At 34.6% G+C, this 16,917-nt stretch carries 15 protein-coding genes; 5 read left to right on the forward strand and 10 right to left on the reverse strand.

Annotated features, from left to right (window positions below):
• The first annotated feature begins 128 nt into the window (after positions 1-128).
• Complete coding sequence (gene hppD / locus Q8S25_RS10440) at positions 129-1,262, forward strand: 4-hydroxyphenylpyruvate dioxygenase (protein ID WP_305537466.1); 1,134 nt, start codon at positions 129-131, stop codon at positions 1,260-1,262.
• Between the two features lie 53 nt (positions 1,263-1,315).
• Here hppD and Q8S25_RS10445 read toward each other — a convergent pair whose 3' ends face one another.
• The 4 genes from Q8S25_RS10445 to Q8S25_RS10460 are packed head-to-tail and all read right to left on the reverse strand — an operon-like array spanning position 1,316 to position 5,275.
• Positions 1,316-2,965: a Na/Pi cotransporter family protein gene (locus tag Q8S25_RS10445; protein ID WP_305537468.1), complete on the reverse strand. Its 1,650-nt coding sequence runs from the start codon at positions 2,963-2,965 to the stop codon at positions 1,316-1,318.
• A gap of 9 nt (positions 2,966-2,974) precedes the next feature.
• The gene (locus Q8S25_RS10450) at positions 2,975-3,541 is read right to left on the reverse strand and encodes a PepSY-associated TM helix domain-containing protein (protein ID WP_305537470.1); all 567 of its coding nucleotides are present in this window, start codon (positions 3,539-3,541) and stop codon (positions 2,975-2,977) included.
• 2 nt (positions 3,542-3,543) lie between these two features.
• Positions 3,544-4,092 carry a GNAT family N-acetyltransferase gene (locus Q8S25_RS10455; RefSeq protein WP_305537472.1) on the reverse strand — a complete coding sequence of 183 codons (549 nt, stop codon included), beginning with the start codon at positions 4,090-4,092 and terminating at the stop codon, positions 3,544-3,546.
• Positions 4,093-4,096: 4 nt separating this feature from the next.
• Positions 4,097-5,275 (reverse strand): chloride channel protein, encoded by a 1,179-nt coding sequence (locus Q8S25_RS10460; protein ID WP_305537474.1) that lies wholly within the window; start codon positions 5,273-5,275, stop codon positions 4,097-4,099.
• Between the two features lie 50 nt (positions 5,276-5,325).
• Here Q8S25_RS10460 and Q8S25_RS10465 point away from each other — a divergent pair, with 50 nt between their 5' ends.
• Positions 5,326-5,556, forward strand: coding sequence for a YdcH family protein (locus Q8S25_RS10465; RefSeq protein ID WP_305537475.1), 231 nt, complete (start codon positions 5,326-5,328; stop codon positions 5,554-5,556).
• Positions 5,557-5,558: 2 nt separating this feature from the next.
• Here Q8S25_RS10465 and Q8S25_RS10470 read toward each other — a convergent pair whose 3' ends face one another.
• Both Q8S25_RS10470 and ahcY read right to left on the reverse strand, forming a co-directional pair.
• Positions 5,559-7,607: a tetratricopeptide repeat-containing sensor histidine kinase gene (locus tag Q8S25_RS10470; protein WP_305537476.1), complete on the reverse strand. Its 2,049-nt coding sequence runs from the start codon at positions 7,605-7,607 to the stop codon at positions 5,559-5,561.
• 175 nt (positions 7,608-7,782) lie between these two features.
• Complete coding sequence (ahcY, locus tag Q8S25_RS10475; protein ID WP_305537478.1) at positions 7,783-9,108, reverse strand: adenosylhomocysteinase; 1,326 nt, start codon at positions 9,106-9,108, stop codon at positions 7,783-7,785.
• A 118-nt stretch (positions 9,109-9,226) separates the two neighbouring features.
• On the opposite strand from ahcY, the gene Q8S25_RS10480 reads away from it, so the two are divergent.
• Positions 9,227-9,724, forward strand: a complete 498-nt coding sequence (locus Q8S25_RS10480) for an Lrp/AsnC family transcriptional regulator (protein ID WP_305537480.1) — start codon at positions 9,227-9,229, stop codon at positions 9,722-9,724.
• Positions 9,725-9,754: 30 nt separating this feature from the next.
• Positions 9,755-11,221: a YdiU family protein gene (locus tag Q8S25_RS10485; protein WP_305537482.1), complete on the forward strand. Its 1,467-nt coding sequence runs from the start codon at positions 9,755-9,757 to the stop codon at positions 11,219-11,221.
• Positions 11,222-11,234: 13 nt separating this feature from the next.
• Here Q8S25_RS10485 and Q8S25_RS10490 read toward each other — a convergent pair whose 3' ends face one another.
• From Q8S25_RS10490 to Q8S25_RS10505, 4 genes are all read right to left on the reverse strand, one after another.
• Positions 11,235-11,846 (reverse strand): carbonic anhydrase, encoded by a 612-nt coding sequence (locus Q8S25_RS10490; RefSeq protein WP_305537484.1) that lies wholly within the window; start codon positions 11,844-11,846, stop codon positions 11,235-11,237.
• Positions 11,847-11,978: 132 nt separating this feature from the next.
• Positions 11,979-12,479, reverse strand: coding sequence for a GNAT family N-acetyltransferase (locus tag Q8S25_RS10495; RefSeq protein WP_305537486.1), 501 nt, complete (start codon positions 12,477-12,479; stop codon positions 11,979-11,981).
• Entirely contained in the window at positions 12,479-15,112 is a 2,634-nt protein-coding gene (locus tag Q8S25_RS10500) for a valine--tRNA ligase (protein ID WP_305537488.1), read from the reverse strand. Before Q8S25_RS10500 ends, Q8S25_RS10495 begins: the two co-directional genes overlap by 1 nt.
• Before the next feature lie 71 nt (positions 15,113-15,183).
• Positions 15,184-15,447: a hypothetical protein gene (locus Q8S25_RS10505; RefSeq protein ID WP_305537490.1), complete on the reverse strand. Its 264-nt coding sequence runs from the start codon at positions 15,445-15,447 to the stop codon at positions 15,184-15,186.
• Between the two features lie 106 nt (positions 15,448-15,553).
• On the opposite strand from Q8S25_RS10505, the gene Q8S25_RS10510 reads away from it, so the two are divergent.
• Positions 15,554-16,885 carry an exonuclease domain-containing protein gene (locus Q8S25_RS10510; protein WP_305537492.1) on the forward strand — a complete coding sequence of 444 codons (1,332 nt, stop codon included), beginning with the start codon at positions 15,554-15,556 and terminating at the stop codon, positions 16,883-16,885.
• Positions 16,886-16,917: the final 32 nt, after the last annotated feature.

Here is a 16,917-nt window from a genome sequence, read left to right on the forward strand (position 1 = left end):
TATCCTCATAAACGATTTAGTGATAATAGAATTGAATATTATCTTTTGATTGAAGCATTGACCATTAGTCATTGACTACTGGTTCTTTTCTGGATCTCATTATTTTTCAATTTTAATTTTCATTCTTTATGAATACAATTTCTGCAATGCCATTAAATGCTTCATTAAAGCAAGGCGATTTTTTACCTCTACAGGGAACCGATTATGTAGAGTTTTATGTAGGTAATGCTAAACAGGCAGCACATTTTTATAAAACAGCTTTTGGTTTTCAAAGCTTGGCTTATGCTGGCCCAGAAACAGGAATAAAAGATAGGGCTAGCTATGCAGTAAGACAGAATAAGCTCACTTTTGTTTTTACTACCCCTCTTAAGGCTAACAATGAAATGGCAGATCATATATATAAACATGGGGATGGAGTTAAGCACCTTGCTTTAATGGTAGAAGACGCGGCAGATGCTTGGTTTCAAACAACCAGCCGCGGGGCGGTTTCCGTTATGGAGCCGGTAAAACTTACCGACGAAAATGGGGAAGCCGTAATAAGTGGTATTAAAACCTATGGCGATACCGTTCACTTATTTATTGAAAGAAAAAACTATAATGGTGTTTTTTTACCAGGATTCAAAAAATGGGAATCATCCTATAATCCAGTAAGTACTGGATTACTTTATGTAGACCATTGTGTTGGGAATGTAGGTTGGAATCAAATGAATAAGTGGGTTGCTTTTTATGAAAATGTGCTTGGATTTAAAAATATCTTAAGTTTTGATGATAACGATATTTCTACAGAGTATTCTGCTTTAATGAGTAAAGTAATGAGCAATGGCAATGGCTTTGTAAAATTCCCAATAAATGAACCCGCAGAAGGAAAGAAGAAGTCTCAAGTAGAGGAGTACCTAGATTTTTATGATGGAGAGGGATGTCAACACGTAGCTTTGGCTACGAATGATATTGTAGAAACCGTTTCCGAATTACAACAACGCGGTATAGAGTTTTTGAAAGTGCCTAATTCATATTATGATGATTTAATTAGCAGAGTGGGTAAAATTGATGAAGATTTAGAGCCGTTGAAAGAATTGGGAATATTAGTTGATAGAGACGACGAGGGATATTTATTACAAATTTTTAGTAAACCAGTTGAAGACAGGCCAACGCTTTTCTTTGAAATTATACAACGTAAAGGAGCTAAAAGCTTTGGGAAAGGAAATTTCAAAGCGCTATTTGAAGCATTAGAAAGGGAACAAGATTTACGAGGCAATTTATAAGTGTCCATTTTTATCATCGGCTCAATTAAATTAATTAATGAGCCGATGATATTTTATTCTGGTTTGTCTTTGAAATCCTTTACTGCAAGTGCTATTGCTTTACAAGAAGAATATAATTCTCTGTTCAAGTTAAATAAGGTAGAAATCTCTTTTTCTTTAAGAATGTTTTGACCTGCATGAAAATAAAAGTGATTAATCCTTTCGTCAAAATCAATTTTATTTTTTTCTAATAATGCAGTAATGCGTTCTAGTCCATTATTGATTTCTTTGTTTGTAAACGATCCATATAAGACTTTGTAGAATTCACTTAATTCAGCCTGAAACTGATGATACATTTCATATTTCACTTCATTTATTGAATTGCTGAATTCTGTTTTGTCTTGGTAAACATCTTTCATTCCTTTGGCTGAGTACATTGCATTCCTAAGAGCTTCTATTAATTTATTTATTCTGACAATTTCATCAGACTGCTTTATCTGTGAAATAACTTTTGAATAATAGGCTAAAATTTCTCCTTCTGATTCCTTTAATTGTTGATATTGATCAGGTAATTCTATAGTATCATTTTTGGCATATTGACTTTGATAAACCCCTTCAAATTCACTGTTAACAAGCCAATTGGGCTTTATATGGAAAGTAGTCAAATTAAATCGAATTACTCTTTCAATATAAAGTCCTACTTCTTTATTCATCATGTCAGTTATAGTTGAAGGAACTTCTACGCTAGCATTCTGTAAAAATTGTAATACTGTTTTCTTGCTCTCTTTAAATTGTTTCTCTAAAAAATCTCCATATTTATTTAAGAAAAAATAAATCAAAATAACTCCCGCCAGATTAATAAAAGTTTGAAACGCTACTAATACCAAAATGGGGTCTTTTATTAAAAATGTTTGGGTAATTAATTGAATAATGGGTTCAATTAAAATAAAGCCTGCTGCAGATGTTAAAACATTAAATAAGCTATTTCCTAGGGCCACTCTTTTTTTAGCAGCATTTCCTCCGATTGCTCCTAGAATTAATTTAACTGTAGTGCCGAGTTCTGCACCTAATACAACTGCAATGGCTGTTTCAATGGGAATAACATGGGCATATAAGGCAGTTAATACAACTACTACAGTGGCTGAACTAGTTTGAACAATTGAAGTGATGATAAACCCTATTAATAGGAAAACAATGCGCGGATAGGTTAAATAAGGAGAAAAATCAAATTGGGTCATCATAGCATCCATGCTCTGCTTCATAAATTGAAGTCCTAAAAAGAGCATTCCCAAACCCATACAAAACAGACCTATCTGATAAATTGATTTTTTTTGTTTAAATACCACTAAGCAAATGCCAGCAATTCCAATTAAGGGTAGTGTAATACTATTTAGATCTACTTTAAATCCTAATAAAGCAACCAGCCAGCTATTAAAAGTTCCCCCAATATTAGCTCCTAAAACCACAGCTATAGCATTTCGCATAGACAGAATTCCTGCCCCTACAAAAGATAGTACCATTAAATTTACGATGGAACTACTTTGTAAAACAGCAGTTACCATTGTGCCACTTAAGATGGCTTTGAATTTATTCTTGGTGTTTTTCTGTAGAAACAGTTTAAAGGAACGACCTTCCATCTGTTTCATTGAGTCTTCCAAATGAAACATACCATATAGGAACAATCCAAGTCCGGCTATAAGCATCCATATGTCTGTAGCACTCATAAGTTAAATTTAAGCATGCTTTCTCATTCGTTTTGGTCCATACCAAAGCCAAAAACCAGTTATGGTAAATAGCATTAATGCAAGTCCCATTATACTGGTATAGATTAATTTAAAATATCCGTCCCAACCAAAATAAAAATCAATAATTGAACCGTCGTGAATTTTTTCAATATAATCTGCTCTTCTTTTTTCAATATGTAAAATTTGTCCGGTTGCTCCATCAACTTGCAATCCAGTAAAGTGATTGGTAAAAACAAATTTAACCATCCCTTTATCTTTTCTAATATCTATTCTGTCAACTTCAGTAGACAAATCACTTGAAACAGAGTCTTTTAAATAATTGCAAGCATTTATGTATAAGCTGTCTATAGAAAGCCAATCTTTTAAATCAGTAGAACTACCTTTATATGATTTTGCCATAATCATCCCTCCACTATTCTTTTTCCATCCCAGCAAAGAACCGGTAATGGCTACAATAAAAAAGAAAACAAACAGTAATGCCCCAGTGATTCTGTGTAACTTTCTAAAGTTTCTTAATATTTTGGCTTGAGCTGGCCTGTTATTGGGTTCTTTCATTATTAATTTTCTGTTTTTAAGGAATTAGCTTCCCATAAATTTCGGTCTATTTGGTATTGAAAATTCAATCTATCTGGTTCTCCATAATAAGGCATTAATACTTCGCCCAATTTAATTGCACCAAGCTTTTCCATTGCTTTTTGAGAACGGGTATTTTCGGCTCCAACAAAGAAATGAATTGTATTTACCTTTTCAAGGGCATAATTAATCATCAATTGTTTGGTAGATTTATTATAAGGTTTCCCCCAGCATTTTCTTGCATAAAATGTATAACCAATTTCAACCAATTTTTTTTCTGGGTTGTAATTGCAAAATCTACTACTGCCAATTGCTTCATTGGTTTTGGCATCTACTATCAAAAATGCACCTTTCGATAAAAGCGCTCCTTCAAAAAAATTCTTAAAAACAGTAAGTTGATACCTGTTTTTATTGGGATGTTGTTCCCAAATAAGTGGATCAGACGCAACTGTATAAAGCTGCTCAAAATGACCTTCAGTAAGTGGTACTAGCTTTACAAAATCATTTTCTAAAAAATTGGGTTGCCAGTTCATTTTGTTAGGATTGATAAATTGATTTTTTACCTGCAATAAAACTAGCTATTATGCAAATAGCAAGAGCATAAAAAAAATATTCTTTTCCAAAAAGCTCTAATGATAAAAAAGCAGCTGCAATTGGTGTTTTGGCTGCTGCTCCAAAAACAGCAATCATTCCCATGCCCGCTAAAAATGAAATGGGGAGTGGCAAAATCAGGGAAAGGGCACTTCCAAATGTTGCACCTATAAAAAATAAAGGAGTTACTTCACCCCCCTTGAAGCCAACGCCTAATGTTAAAATTGTTAGAAACATTTTAATTGCGAAATCAAAATAGTTTGCGGGCATATTAAAAGCACCAACAATAGATTTGATTCCTAATCCAATAAAGTCAAAACTATTGGTTGAAAATACAATTAAAGCAATGAGTATACCTCCAATTACAGATCTCCATAATTCATTTGGGAGATGATTTATACTCCATTGTTTAAAATAATGCAAAATAGATTTAAAAGTAAATGCAATAAAGCCAAATGCCAATGAAACAATTAAGACTGAGGAAATATTGGTAAGATTGGTTTGGGGTAATTGATTGATGTTATACTGCGTATGGGTCACTCCCCATGCCAAACAAATCCAGTGAGCTAAATAAGAACAAATTATTACTATTAGAACCGAAAAAGCAGGTAATATTTTTTTCTTACGAATAAACTCCAATGCAAAAACAGCTCCAGCTATAGGAGTGCCAAATACTGATCCAAAGCCAGCTGCAACTGAAGCCAATAGTAGCGTGTGCCTTTCTTTTTCGGTAAGTTTAAAGGGCTTTGTGAGTTGATCCGCTAAACCTACAGACATTTGTAAAGCCGTTCCTTCACGACCAGCTGAAGCCCCAAATAGATGTGAAAGTAGGGTAGTAATATAAATTAAAGGAGCCATCAATAAGGGTAAAATTGGCTTTGTGGGTTCAATGATATTTTCTACAATCAATTGATTGCCTCCTGAAGCTGATTTCCCAAGCGTCAGATAAATGAGCGCAGTAATAAATCCTGCAATTGGCAATAGCGCAATGAATAAAGTTTGCTTTTCTCTTGCTTGTGTAATATAGTCGAGCGAAACCAAGAATAATGCTGATCCAGAGCCTGCCAATATTGCAATAAAAACACAAATAATAATCCATGTTGTTACAGACCTGATATTAATCATTTTATTGAACTTGAAACTTAAATAACTTTAAAGTATAAAACTACAACAAAATGGAAAAACACGACTTACACCATGAATTCCCCGAATTTGATTCAAAAATTTCTGAATTAAAAGTGTCTAATGCCCATTTTAAAAAACTGACCGATGAGTATGACGAAGTGAACCATGCAGTTCATCGAATTGAAACAGGCGTGGAAACACCTGCTGATGTAGTTTTAACAGAGTTAAGAAAAAAAAGATTGCTCCTCAAAGATGAATTATATGCTTTATTAACTCAATAGCCTTAAGTTAAGGGTAGTTCTACTGTAAAAGTGCTACCCTTTCCTTCTTGGCTTAGAACATTTATTGATCCATCATGCGCTTCAACAATTCTTTTGCAAATATTTAAGCCTAATCCATAAGACTTTTCTCCATCTGTTCCTTTTCTTTTTCCAGATTTAGAAATATTAAATATTTCAGGGAGTATTTTTTCAGGAATTCCAATGCCATTATCTGAAACTTCAATAAATGCCTTATTGTTGATTATTTTAGCTGAAAGGGTAATAATTGTATCTCTTTTACTAAATTTAACAGAATTAGTCACTAGGTTAAAGACTACTCTTTTCATTTTCTCCGGATTCAACATTACTGTTGTGTCGGTAGTTGGTAATAGTACAACCAATTGTTGATTTTTCTCCTTTACTTTTAGCTCAAGAATGGCAGCGCAATCATTTATAAATTCATTGAGTAAGGTGGGCTCCTTTTCAATGTTTTTGTTACTAATATCTGCAGTAGCCATGATTTCTGCTATTAATGTTAGCGAACTATTGCATGCAGATTTTATCATGTCTAGGTATTCTAGTTTTTGCGTTTCATCCTGTTCGGCAATGATTATTTCCACCATCGTTGGAATGGATGCAACTGGGGTTCTTAAATCGTGAGCAACCAGCTTTAAAATATTGTCTTTTTCAGAAATGGTCTTTTGCAAAGCACTCATCGCAATTTCTAGTTGATCATTTTGTGTGTTAACCGTTTCGTTTAATTCTTTAAGTGTGGCAATATGTTTCCTTGAATGCATCCAATTTCGGCCGAGTATGATACTTAAAAGTATAATAAGAAAAAGGATAACTGCAGTAGCAATTAGATAAGTTTTAGATACTTCATTTTCGTGATGTGCAATATGAAGCTGATTTTGTTGCTCTAAAAGTTCTAGTTGTTTATTGATATCTACTTCGTAAATACGCTTATTTAGTTTATCGTCCTCTTCTTGTAATGCCTGAAATTTGGCCAAATGTAGGTATGCATTTTCTTTGTTGTTTAAAAAATCATGGTATTTCCATGAAAGTTTATTCCATTTTATTTCAGCTTTTGGGTTGGATTGTTCATCCATCGATTTTCTGATCTCCTCTAAGGCTATACCCAATTTGCCTATTTTCTTTTGTTCTTCATACAATTCGGCCAATTTTAAATAACTGAATTGTGCATCAATGGTTTCTCTTCCAGAATGCAAATTGATATTGATGCTTTTCTGGTAGTTTTTTTCTGCATCTTTAATATTTCCAGCTTTCTTGTATAAATCTCCAATATTCCCATAAACCACTCCTTTGGCCATTTCATCGTAAAAAAAAGTGGTTGTATCTGCTTTTTGATGTGCCGAAATATAGTCAAGTGCTTTTTGATAGTAATTCAATGCACTGTCATTATAGCCTTGCATATAGAAACTTAGTGCAATATTATTTTGTAATTCTTGTTTTCTGTAATAGTTGGTAAATTGTTCTCCTTTTGCGCACAAGTTAGATTCAGCTAAACTTTGTTGAAAACTCTCAGCAGCATCTTTGAATTTTCGCTGCTTATATAAAATCATTCCAACCCTGTAACTATATTCTTTTAAAGAGCAATAATCTTTTATTTTAGAGTTGAATTGCCTTGCTTTGTAATAATAGGTGTATGCTTCATTAAATTGATTGTTGGCATACAATGCATCTCCATTGGTATAGTAGGCATAGGTAAATGCATTTGGAAACTCCTGTGGATCTTTATCTTTTAATATATACAGCATTGAGTCTGCATACAATTTTGCTGAGTCTGGTTTTTGTAAATGGTAACAATAGATACCTGACTTGTGCGCATAAACCTGAATTTGTTGTTTCAGATTCAATTTTTTCCCATAAACAGTAGAATCAAGGAATACAAGTTCGCTTCTTTTATTTGTATTTTTTTGCTGACTAATTTTAATTATTGCAGAATCTAAAAAACTTTCTTTAGTATCCCAATCTGCATTGTTTTGATTGGTAGAACAACTATACCAACTAAAAATTAAAAATAAAACTAAGAGATTCGCAATAGATTTCATTGTGTTAAGATTACACTTCATTAAACAGAGGGGGAATTGTAATATTTTATAAATATATTAAAGGTTATGCTATTTAAAAAAATGAATATATAATAGGGCAAATAGTTGCTCTAAATATAAAAAAAAGCAGCGCCTCGATTAAACCGAGGCGCTGCTAAAAAAATAAATATATATACTAGTAACGGTACATATCAGATTTGAAAGGACCGTTTTTACTGATGCCTAAATAAGTGGCTTGCTCATCAGTTAATTCATCTAATTGAGCGCCTACTTTTGCAAGGTGTAAACGAGCTACTTTTTCATCTAAATGCTTAGGTAAAACGTACACTTTGTTTTCGTAGTTTTTGTGGTTCATCCACAATTCAATTTGAGCTAAAGTTTGGTTACTGAATGAGTTACTCATCACAAAAGATGGGTGACCAGTTGCACAACCTAGGTTCACTAATCGGCCTTCAGCTAATACAATAATATCTTTACCATCTATATTATATAAGTCAACTTGTGGCTTAATGGTATCTTTTGTGTTACCATAATTAGCATTTAACCATGCCATATCAATTTCAATATCAAAGTGACCAATATTACAAACAATCGCTTTGTCTTTCATTAAACGGAAATGCTTCTCTGTAATCAAGTCTCTACAACCTGATGCAGTTACCACAATATCCGCTTCAGTAACAGCAATTGCCATTGGCTTAACTTCAAATCCATCCATTGCTGCTTGTAAAGCACAAATTGGATCAATTTCGGTAACAATTACTCTGCAACCTGCTCCACGAAGAGAAAGAGCAGATCCTTTACCAACGTCTCCGTATCCACCAACAACAGCAACTTTACCAGCCATCATTACGTCAGTAGCTCTACGGATAGCGTCTACTAGAGACTCTTGACAACCGTATTTGTTATCAAACTTAGATTTAGTTACAGAATCATTTACGTTAATAGCAGGAATAGGTAAAGTACCCTTAGCCATGCGCTCATATAAACGGTGAACACCTGTAGTAGTTTCTTCAGATAAACCTTTAATATGGGCAATTAACTCAGGATATTTATCAAATACCATATTGGTTAAATCTCCACCGTCGTCTAAAATCATATTTAATGGACGATCAGCACCACCAAAGAACAAAGTTTGCTCAATACACCAATCAGCTTCTTCTTGGGTTTGACCTTTCCAAGCAAATACGCCAATTCCAGCAGCAGCTATTGCTGCAGCAGCCTGATCTTGAGTAGAGAATATATTACAAGAGCTCCATTTTACTTCAGCACCTAATGCTACTAATGTTTCAATTAAAACTGCAGTTTGAATGGTCATATGTAAACAACCTGCAACTCTTGCACCTTTCAAAGGTTGAGAAGCGCCATATTCAGCACGTAAAGCCATTAAACCAGGCATTTCCGCTTCAGCTAAACGAATTTCTTTGCGACCCCAATCGGCCAAGCTAATATCAGCCACTTTGTATGGCAAGCTGAAATCAATTGTTGATGTTAATGTAGACATAATAGTATTTTATTGTAGCGCAAAGTTAATTTTAAAGAATAAAAGCACATAATTATTTGTAAATAAAGAATAAACATCTAATTTGTAGAATAATTGAAGAATAAAATAGCATAATGCAATGTCCAAACCAACTAAAAAAGCCGAATCCACTGTTTCACTTTCTTTGGATACCAAAGACATAGCTATATTAAAAGTATTACAGCAAAATGCTAGGGCCACCGTAAAGGAAATTGCTGATCAAGTTCATTTAAGTACTACTCCAGTTCATGAGCGTATTAAAAGAATGGAAGAGTCAGGGGTGATTAAACAATATGCAACCTTGGTAGATCATACTAAAGTAAAAAAAGGCTTAATGGTTATTTGCTATGTTTCTTTAAAGCAACATGATAAAACCGCTGGAGGAAAATTTATTAAACGAATGCACGAATTAAATGAAGTAATAGAATGTTATAATATTTCAGGAGAGTTTGATTTTATGTTAAAAGTAGTAGCAGAGAGTATGGATGCCTATTACGATTTCCATGTAAATAAATTATCTCAAGCAGAAAATATAGGGCATGTTCAGTCGGTATTTGTAATGGGGGTAATTAAACAAACGCATGTGTTGGTTCATTGATTAAGTAATTTGCATTTTAAATAAGCAATTTTGTCTAACCATATTTTCAATTTCAATACATCTTACACATCTTTAGGAAATTCATTTTTTGAATTGGTTAATCCTACACATGTGAAGTTTCCCAATTTATTGCTGTTCAATCAAGCTTTGGCAAATGAACTGGGACTTCAGGTTGATCAATCAGATGAAAGCAATCAAACTTTTACTCAAATTTTGTGTGGCAATCAATTGGCCGAGGGGTCAGTGCCAATGGCACAGGCATATGCCGGTCATCAATTTGGTTATTTTACTATGCTCGGAGATGGTAGAGCCATTTTACTTGGGGAGCATATAGCCCCCAGTCAAAAACGATACGATATTCAGCTAAAGGGATCAGGTCCTACGCCTTTTTCAAGAAGGGGAGACGGCAGGGCAACACTAAAAGCAATGTTGAGAGAATATTTAATCAGCGAGGCAATGCATGGATTGGGTATACCAACATCAAGAAGTTTGGCCGTAGTAACCACCGGCGAAAAAGTTTTTAGAGAAGAAATTCAAGATGGTGCAGTATTAACAAGGGTTATGCAAAGTCATATTCGGGTAGGAAGCTTTGAATATGCTAATCATTATTTAACGAAGGAAGAATTAATTGATTATACCAATTATACATTAAAAAGACATTATCTATCTCAATTAGAATCGGATAACCAAGCATTATCCTTGTTAAAAGAAGTATTGATTAAACAGGTAAATTTAATAGTTCATTGGATGCGGGTAGGATTTATTCATGGAGTAATGAACACCGATAATATGTCAATAGCAGGAGAAACATTCGACTATGGACCATGTGCATTTATGAATGGATATGATCCTGCTAAAGTGTTTAGTTCTATTGACACCAACGGCAGATATGCATTCGCCAATCAACCAGGTATAGCACATTGGAACTTAAGTTGCCTAGCCAATGCATTGTTACCTATTATTGATGAAGATCAAACAAAAGCAGTTGAATTAGCAAAAGAAGTATTGAATATATTTCCTAATTTATATACAGAGGAATATACTGCAATGATGGGAACAAAGATTGGTTTTACTAAAGATCAATTATCTGATGAAGTGGTTGAGTTAATCAAAGAATTACTGAATTGGATGAAAGAAAACCAAACCGATTACACCAATACCTTTCTTCAAATTCAGTCGGTTCTTATTCCTGAAGGGATTTATGCCAGTTCATTTTTTGCAGAGTGGCGGCAAAAGCGAGAAGCATTATTGAATAAGCAGGGCAGTACCATTGCCCAAGCTCAAGCAATCATGCAATTGCAAAATCCTTTAGTCATTCCAAGAAATCATTGGGTAGAAAAAGTGTTAGATTCAGTAGCATACACCAATGACTTAACACAGTTTAATAGCTTTTTAACTGCACTGCAATCGCCTTATTTTGCTTGTCCAAACATATCCTTATATCAAGATCCACCTGTTAATGGGGATGGTTTTTATGCAACTTATTGTGGTACATAGTTAATCCTAAAAACTAGTATTTTAAGATGCTTACTTTGAAATCATTTAAATCGTATCTGCTTGCCACTATCTGAAGTTGCTTATTGTCTATTTTTTCTTTTATTAAAGAAGATTGGGCACTAATTTGTTTACTTACATGAATAGTATTGGCAATTACACTATGGTCTAGTCTATCTTTATCATTAATTGAGATTGCTTTTATTTCTGATTCTTTAGTAATACTGTCAATAATTTCTTTAATATGACCTGGTGCTTCATCATGATCAATAAACGCTTTTATAGCGCCACAATTTTCATGACCTAACACAACAATTAGTTTACATTTAAAATGTTCAACAGCATATTCAATACTCCCTAATTCTAGCCCACCAATTATATTGCCAGCTGTTCTAATAACGAATAAGTCCCCAATTCCTTGATCAAAAATAAGTTCTGGAGCAACTCTTGAGTCTGAACAGCAAACAACTACTGCAAAAGGATGCTGAGCTTTAGACTCCTCTAACATATGTTTTTGATCTTCGTTGGGATGGGTAGGTCTTAAACTAGCAAAGCGCTGATTTCCCTTCATTAATTTATCTAATCCGGTTTCTTTTTTTATCTCCTGATGAGTGCATGCTACAAGCATTGCTGTTATTAATACAAGCAATGTTGATTTTATAAAAAAATATTTATTGCAAGGGTGTAGGTGCATAAAATGGAGTTTAAACTAATGGTAATATTACAATAGTCAAACCTATTATTTTATGATTTATATCAGTTAAAGTTGAATGCCCATTATATAGTCGTCCATGACAAATCCTTTTTCTAACTCAAAAATATTTTCAGATAAAATACTTAACCCTTGTCTTTTATAAAATTCAATAGCAGGGTTTTGTTTATTTACTTGAAGAATCAATTCTTTGCCCCCGTTTTGTATTGCATACCCTTTTACTGCAGACAATAGTGCTTTACCTGCTCCTGTTTTTTGCGCCGTAGGGACAATATAGAGTTTGTTTAATTTAAATACACCCGCGGATTCATTTGAAACTGAAGCAAATCCCAACACTTCATTTTCTGAGGTCGTAGGTTGCTCTTTTTCAAATAAATAAAATTGATGTCCTTTAGCCATTTGTTGTATCAATGATTCGGTACTATACATGAGGTCTAACATGTACTTGATTTGCGCTTCGGATATAATTCCTCCATAAGTTGAAGGCCAAGTATTATATGCAATCTGCTGAATTACTGGTATATCGTCTAGTGTAGCAATTCTGATCATTACAATGATTTCAAACTTTCTTCAATGGTGTTAATTCTTGCCTCTGCATCTGCTTGTTTTTTTCTTTCTAGTGCAATAATTTCTGGTTTTGCATTTTGAACAAATTTTTCATTGCTCAACTTTTTCATTACCGATGCAAGAAAGTTTTGTTCGTATGCGAGGTCTTTTAACAAGCGATCTTTAATAGCGGCAGTATCTAACTGTTGTTCAGCTTCAATAAAAAATTTATCCTTTTCAATATTAACCACAATGGTATTGGCTATTGCAGTTGAAGTATAAACTACATTGCTTGCATTTACCTGTTTCATTAAAATACTTTCAATGGCTTTATAACCGTTGTTATTTTCTGCCATAATATGCAATACAACAGGGTCTTTCGGTTTTAATTGATTTTTATTTCGAGCATCCCTTAGTTTGGTAATTACGTCCTTTAATAAACTACCTGCGGCTAAAATGGTATCATCTGCCGGGTTAGGTTTTCCTTGTAATTTTACCGTTAGATCTTCTTTTTGTTCTTTTAATAAGTGGAAAATTTCTTCCGTAATAAAAGGCATGATGGGGTGCAATAACTCCATTAATTTTTCAAAAAATTCCAAGGTTTTGGAATAAACTTTAGAATCAACTGGTTGCTCAAATCCTGGTTTTGCCCATTCCAAATACCAGCTGCAGAAATCATCCCAAATTAACGAGTAAATGGTTTTTAATGCTTCGCTCAATTTAAATTGAGTCATTAGTTCATCTACTTCAGCACTCACTTGATTCAACCTGTTTTCGAACCAGTTAATGGCAAATGCAGCTTCTTCAATATCGGTACTAGATTGGGTACCTAAACTGGCTAAACGTGATTCCCACATTTTCACCAACTTCAATGCATTCCATAGCTTATTATTGAAATTTCTTCCTTGTTCTAAAGAAGCTTCATCAAATAATATATCGTTCCCTGCAGGTGAAGCTATCAAAATGCCAAATCTCACTGCATCGGCTCCATATTGATCAATTAAACCAAGTAAGTCGGGAGAGTTCCCCAAACTTTTACTCATCTTTCTGCCTAGTTTGTCTCTTACAATTCCGGTAAAATAGACGTCATTAAAAGGCTTGCTGCCTTTATACTCATAGCCAGCCATAATCATTCTGGCAACCCAAAAGAAAATAATTTCAGGTGCGGTCACCAAAGTGCTGGTAGGGTAGTAGTAGTTTACTTCTTCATTATTGGGGTTGCTTAATCCACCAAATACTTCAAAAGGCCAAAGCCAACTACTGAACCAAGTATCTAAACAATCATTGTCTTGATGAATATCTGAAAGGGTTAATGAAGTATTGCCTGTTTTATTTTGTAATTCAACCAATGCTTCTTCCGCTGTTTTAGCCACAGCAAAATGTCCGTCTTGTGTATACCAAGCTGGAATGCGATGTCCCCACCACAGTTGCCTGCTGATGCACCAATCTTTTACATTTTCCATCCAATGGCGGTAGAGGTTTTTAAACTTTGCTGGATGAAAATGAATTTCATCATCCATTACAGCTGTTAATGCGGGTGCTGCCAAATCTTTCATGCTCACCCACCATTGCAAGCTTAAACGGGGTTCTACTACCGCATCGGTTCTTTCACTGAATCCAACCTGATTGGTATATTCTTCAATTTTATCAATATGACCTGCTGCTTCTAAATCGGCAACAATTTTTTTTCTAACTTCAAATCTATCAAGTCCAATATACAATTGTGCAGCATCACTCATTGTACCATCGTCGTTCATGGTATCAATTATTTCTAAATTGTATTTCTGCCCCAGCTGATAGTCGTTCATATCATGGGCAGGAGTCACTTTTAATGCACCTGTTCCAAAGTCTAGGGTAACATATTCATCTGGGATTATTTTGATTTTTCTATTAATCAACGGAACAAAAGCGTATTGGCCATGTAGTTGTTTATATCGCTCGTCTGCAGGGTTTACACAAATAGCAGCATCTCCCAAAATAGTTTCAGGCCTTACTGTTGCAATAGTAATAGTTCCACCCTTTTCAAGTTTGTATTTAACGTGATATAGTTTGCTTTGTACTTCCTTATAAATTACTTCCTCGTCACTCAATGCTGTCTTGGCTTTCACGTCCCAATTAATCATCCGCTTTCCTCTATAAATGTATCCCTTCTTATAAAGGTCTAAGAAAACATTAATTACAGAATCATAGTAATCTGGATCCATTGTAAAGCTGGTTCTATCCCAATCTAGGCTACAACCCATTTTACGCAGCTGTTGCAAAATGATTCCACCGTATTTTTCTTTCCACTCCCAAGCATAATTTAAAAACTCAGTTCTGCTTAGCGAAGATTTTGCTATTCCTTTTTCGCGCAACATTGCTACCACTTTTGCTTCGGTAGCAATTGAGGCGTGGTCGGTTCCAGGCACCCAGCAGGCATTTTTACCCTGCATACGCGCCCTTCTAACCAAAATATCTTGTATGGTATTATTTAAACAGTGCCCCATATGTAATACACCTGTAACATTGGGTGGTGGAATCACAACGGTGTATGGTTCTCTATCATCGGGTTTACTGGAGAAATAGTTTTTGCTAATCCAGTGTTCGTACCATTTTGCTTCAATTTCTGTAGGGATATAATTCTTACTAAGCTCCATAAAATCAATTGGCTGCAAATTTAAGGAAACTGTAGGAGCTTGTTGTAATCTTCTGTATTATACCTGGCTATTTACCAAGTAGAAATAATTTCTGTTTTATCTGAAATAGAGGTTGAAAATGATGGGGGACTTATCAATTGATCCAATTCTGATAAACAGGCTTCAGAATTGATTTGATTGGGCAAACAAAGTTGGGTTACTTTCTGGGTAGCTTTTTTGCCAATTATTTTTGCAGCCCGCTCTGGAGAATTACAAGCAAATAGACCGAATGCTAAGCCAGCCATAATTATTGGGCTTACAATTAGTTTGGGGGTTTCTTTTTTGCATTGTCTCATAACAAGTATATAAACGGGTGGTTGGCTTATTTGTTACAACTATGAGCTCATTTTTTATCATTAGTTGTAATTTCAATAAGAATATTACAAATCTTATCTTGCGCTCATGCGATTTGCGGTAGTAGATATTGAAACAACAGGGGGATTCCCCAGTCAGCATGGAATAACAGAGATTGCGATTGTATTGTATAATGGTTCCGAAGTAGAAGGTGTATATGAAACTTTGGTAAACCCCCATCAACCCATACCTCCCTTTGTTATTGGAATGACCGGCATTACCAATGCTATGGTTGAAGCAGCTCCGTCTTTTCATGAAGTAGCGCCGAAAATTTATAACTTATTGAAAAACAGGGTGTTTGTAGCGCATAACGTTAATTTTGATTTCAGCTTTGTTAAGCATCATTTAAAAGAAGCAGGATTTGACTTGCAGACTCCTAAGCTTTGTACCATCCGATTAAGTAGAAAGGTTTTTCCAGGATTTCCTAAATACGGGTTGGGACATTTATGCAGACAACTCAATATTGAAATTGAAAATAGGCATCGGGCTGGAGGAGATGCCAAGGCAACAGCAAAAGTTTTAGACTTGGTTTTACAGAATAATGGGGAGCGATTGGTAAAAGAAATGTTACAGAAAGAGAACCGCGAACAATTAATGCCTCCCAATTTACCAGGACATTTTATTCAATCTTTACCCGCTGTTCCTGGCGTATATTATTTCCATAACAAACAGGGAAAAGTCATTTATGTGGGGAAGGCAAAAAATATTAAAAAAAGAGTGGTTAGCCATTTTACTGGCTTAGACTTGAGTAAAAAAAGACAAGATTTTTTGAGGGAAATATATGAAATATCCCATTCGGAATGCCCCACTGAATTTATTGCCAGTTTATTTGAAAGTATTGAAATAAAGCGATTATGGCCAGTTTTTAACAAAAGTCAGAAAAAGTTTGAACAGCTTTGGGCAATTTATCAATTTGAAGACAATAGGGGGTATTTAAGATTGGCTATTGATAAAAAGCATAAAAATGCACAACCGGTGCAAGCTTTTTCATTGTTAGCCGATGCGCACCGTGAACTTTGGAAATTGGTAAGAGAGTTTGAGCTGCATCCAGCATTGTGTTTTTTAGATAAAACGATACCAAACGAATGGCCCGATACAACTATTCATAATGAACAAGTAACAAAAGCCCTTGACTATATTGCTTCTGAAAAAGCATCATATATTATTAAAGAAAGCAATACGGCAATTTTAATTGAAAAAGGAAAATTTGTGGGTATGGGCCCAGTCGGTCACTTAGAAATGGCTGAACCAACTGCACCTGCTTATATTGCTGCAGTAAAAGAGGCCGTAACGCCCTATGCCGAAAATGAAGTCATCAAATCGATGCTTCGAAAGTATTTGGAAAGATATCCTCATCGTGTGGTGCGTATAGTGGAATAATCTACTTTCGCCTCCCTAAAAATTGAAATGTA

The organism is Sediminibacterium sp. (genome assembly GCF_030695065.1).
Taxonomy (GTDB): Bacteria; Bacteroidota; Bacteroidia; order Chitinophagales; family Chitinophagaceae; genus Sediminibacterium.

What these genes read in the sequence shown, in the direction of transcription:
- hppD (WP_305537466.1), top strand. Translation starts at nt 129, where the DNA reads ATGAATACAATTTCTGCAATGCCATTAAATGCTTCATTAAAGCAAGGC.
- Q8S25_RS10445 (WP_305537468.1), bottom strand. Translation starts at nt 2,965, where the DNA reads ATGAGTGCTACAGACATATGGATGCTTATAGCCGGACTTGGATTGTTC.
- Q8S25_RS10450 (WP_305537470.1), bottom strand. Translation starts at nt 3,541, where the DNA reads ATGAAAGAACCCAATAACAGGCCAGCTCAAGCCAAAATATTAAGAAAC.
- Q8S25_RS10455 (WP_305537472.1), bottom strand. Translation starts at nt 4,092, where the DNA reads ATGAACTGGCAACCCAATTTTTTAGAAAATGATTTTGTAAAGCTAGTA.
- Q8S25_RS10460 (WP_305537474.1), bottom strand. Translation starts at nt 5,275, where the DNA reads ATGATTAATATCAGGTCTGTAACAACATGGATTATTATTTGTGTTTTT.
- Q8S25_RS10465 (WP_305537475.1), top strand. Translation starts at nt 5,326, where the DNA reads ATGGAAAAACACGACTTACACCATGAATTCCCCGAATTTGATTCAAAA.
- Q8S25_RS10470 (WP_305537476.1), bottom strand. Translation starts at nt 7,607, where the DNA reads ATGAAATCTATTGCGAATCTCTTAGTTTTATTTTTAATTTTTAGTTGG.
- ahcY (WP_305537478.1), bottom strand. Translation starts at nt 9,108, where the DNA reads ATGTCTACATTAACATCAACAATTGATTTCAGCTTGCCATACAAAGTG.
- Q8S25_RS10480 (WP_305537480.1), top strand. Translation starts at nt 9,227, where the DNA reads ATGTCCAAACCAACTAAAAAAGCCGAATCCACTGTTTCACTTTCTTTG.
- Q8S25_RS10490 (WP_305537484.1), bottom strand. Translation starts at nt 11,846, where the DNA reads ATGCTTGTAGCATGCACTCATCAGGAGATAAAAAAAGAAACCGGATTA.
- Q8S25_RS10495 (WP_305537486.1), bottom strand. Translation starts at nt 12,479, where the DNA reads ATGATCAGAATTGCTACACTAGACGATATACCAGTAATTCAGCAGATT.
- Q8S25_RS10500 (WP_305537488.1), bottom strand. Translation starts at nt 15,112, where the DNA reads ATGGAGCTTAGTAAGAATTATATCCCTACAGAAATTGAAGCAAAATGG.
- Q8S25_RS10505 (WP_305537490.1), bottom strand. Translation starts at nt 15,447, where the DNA reads ATGAGACAATGCAAAAAAGAAACCCCCAAACTAATTGTAAGCCCAATA.
- Q8S25_RS10510 (WP_305537492.1), top strand. Translation starts at nt 15,554, where the DNA reads ATGCGATTTGCGGTAGTAGATATTGAAACAACAGGGGGATTCCCCAGT.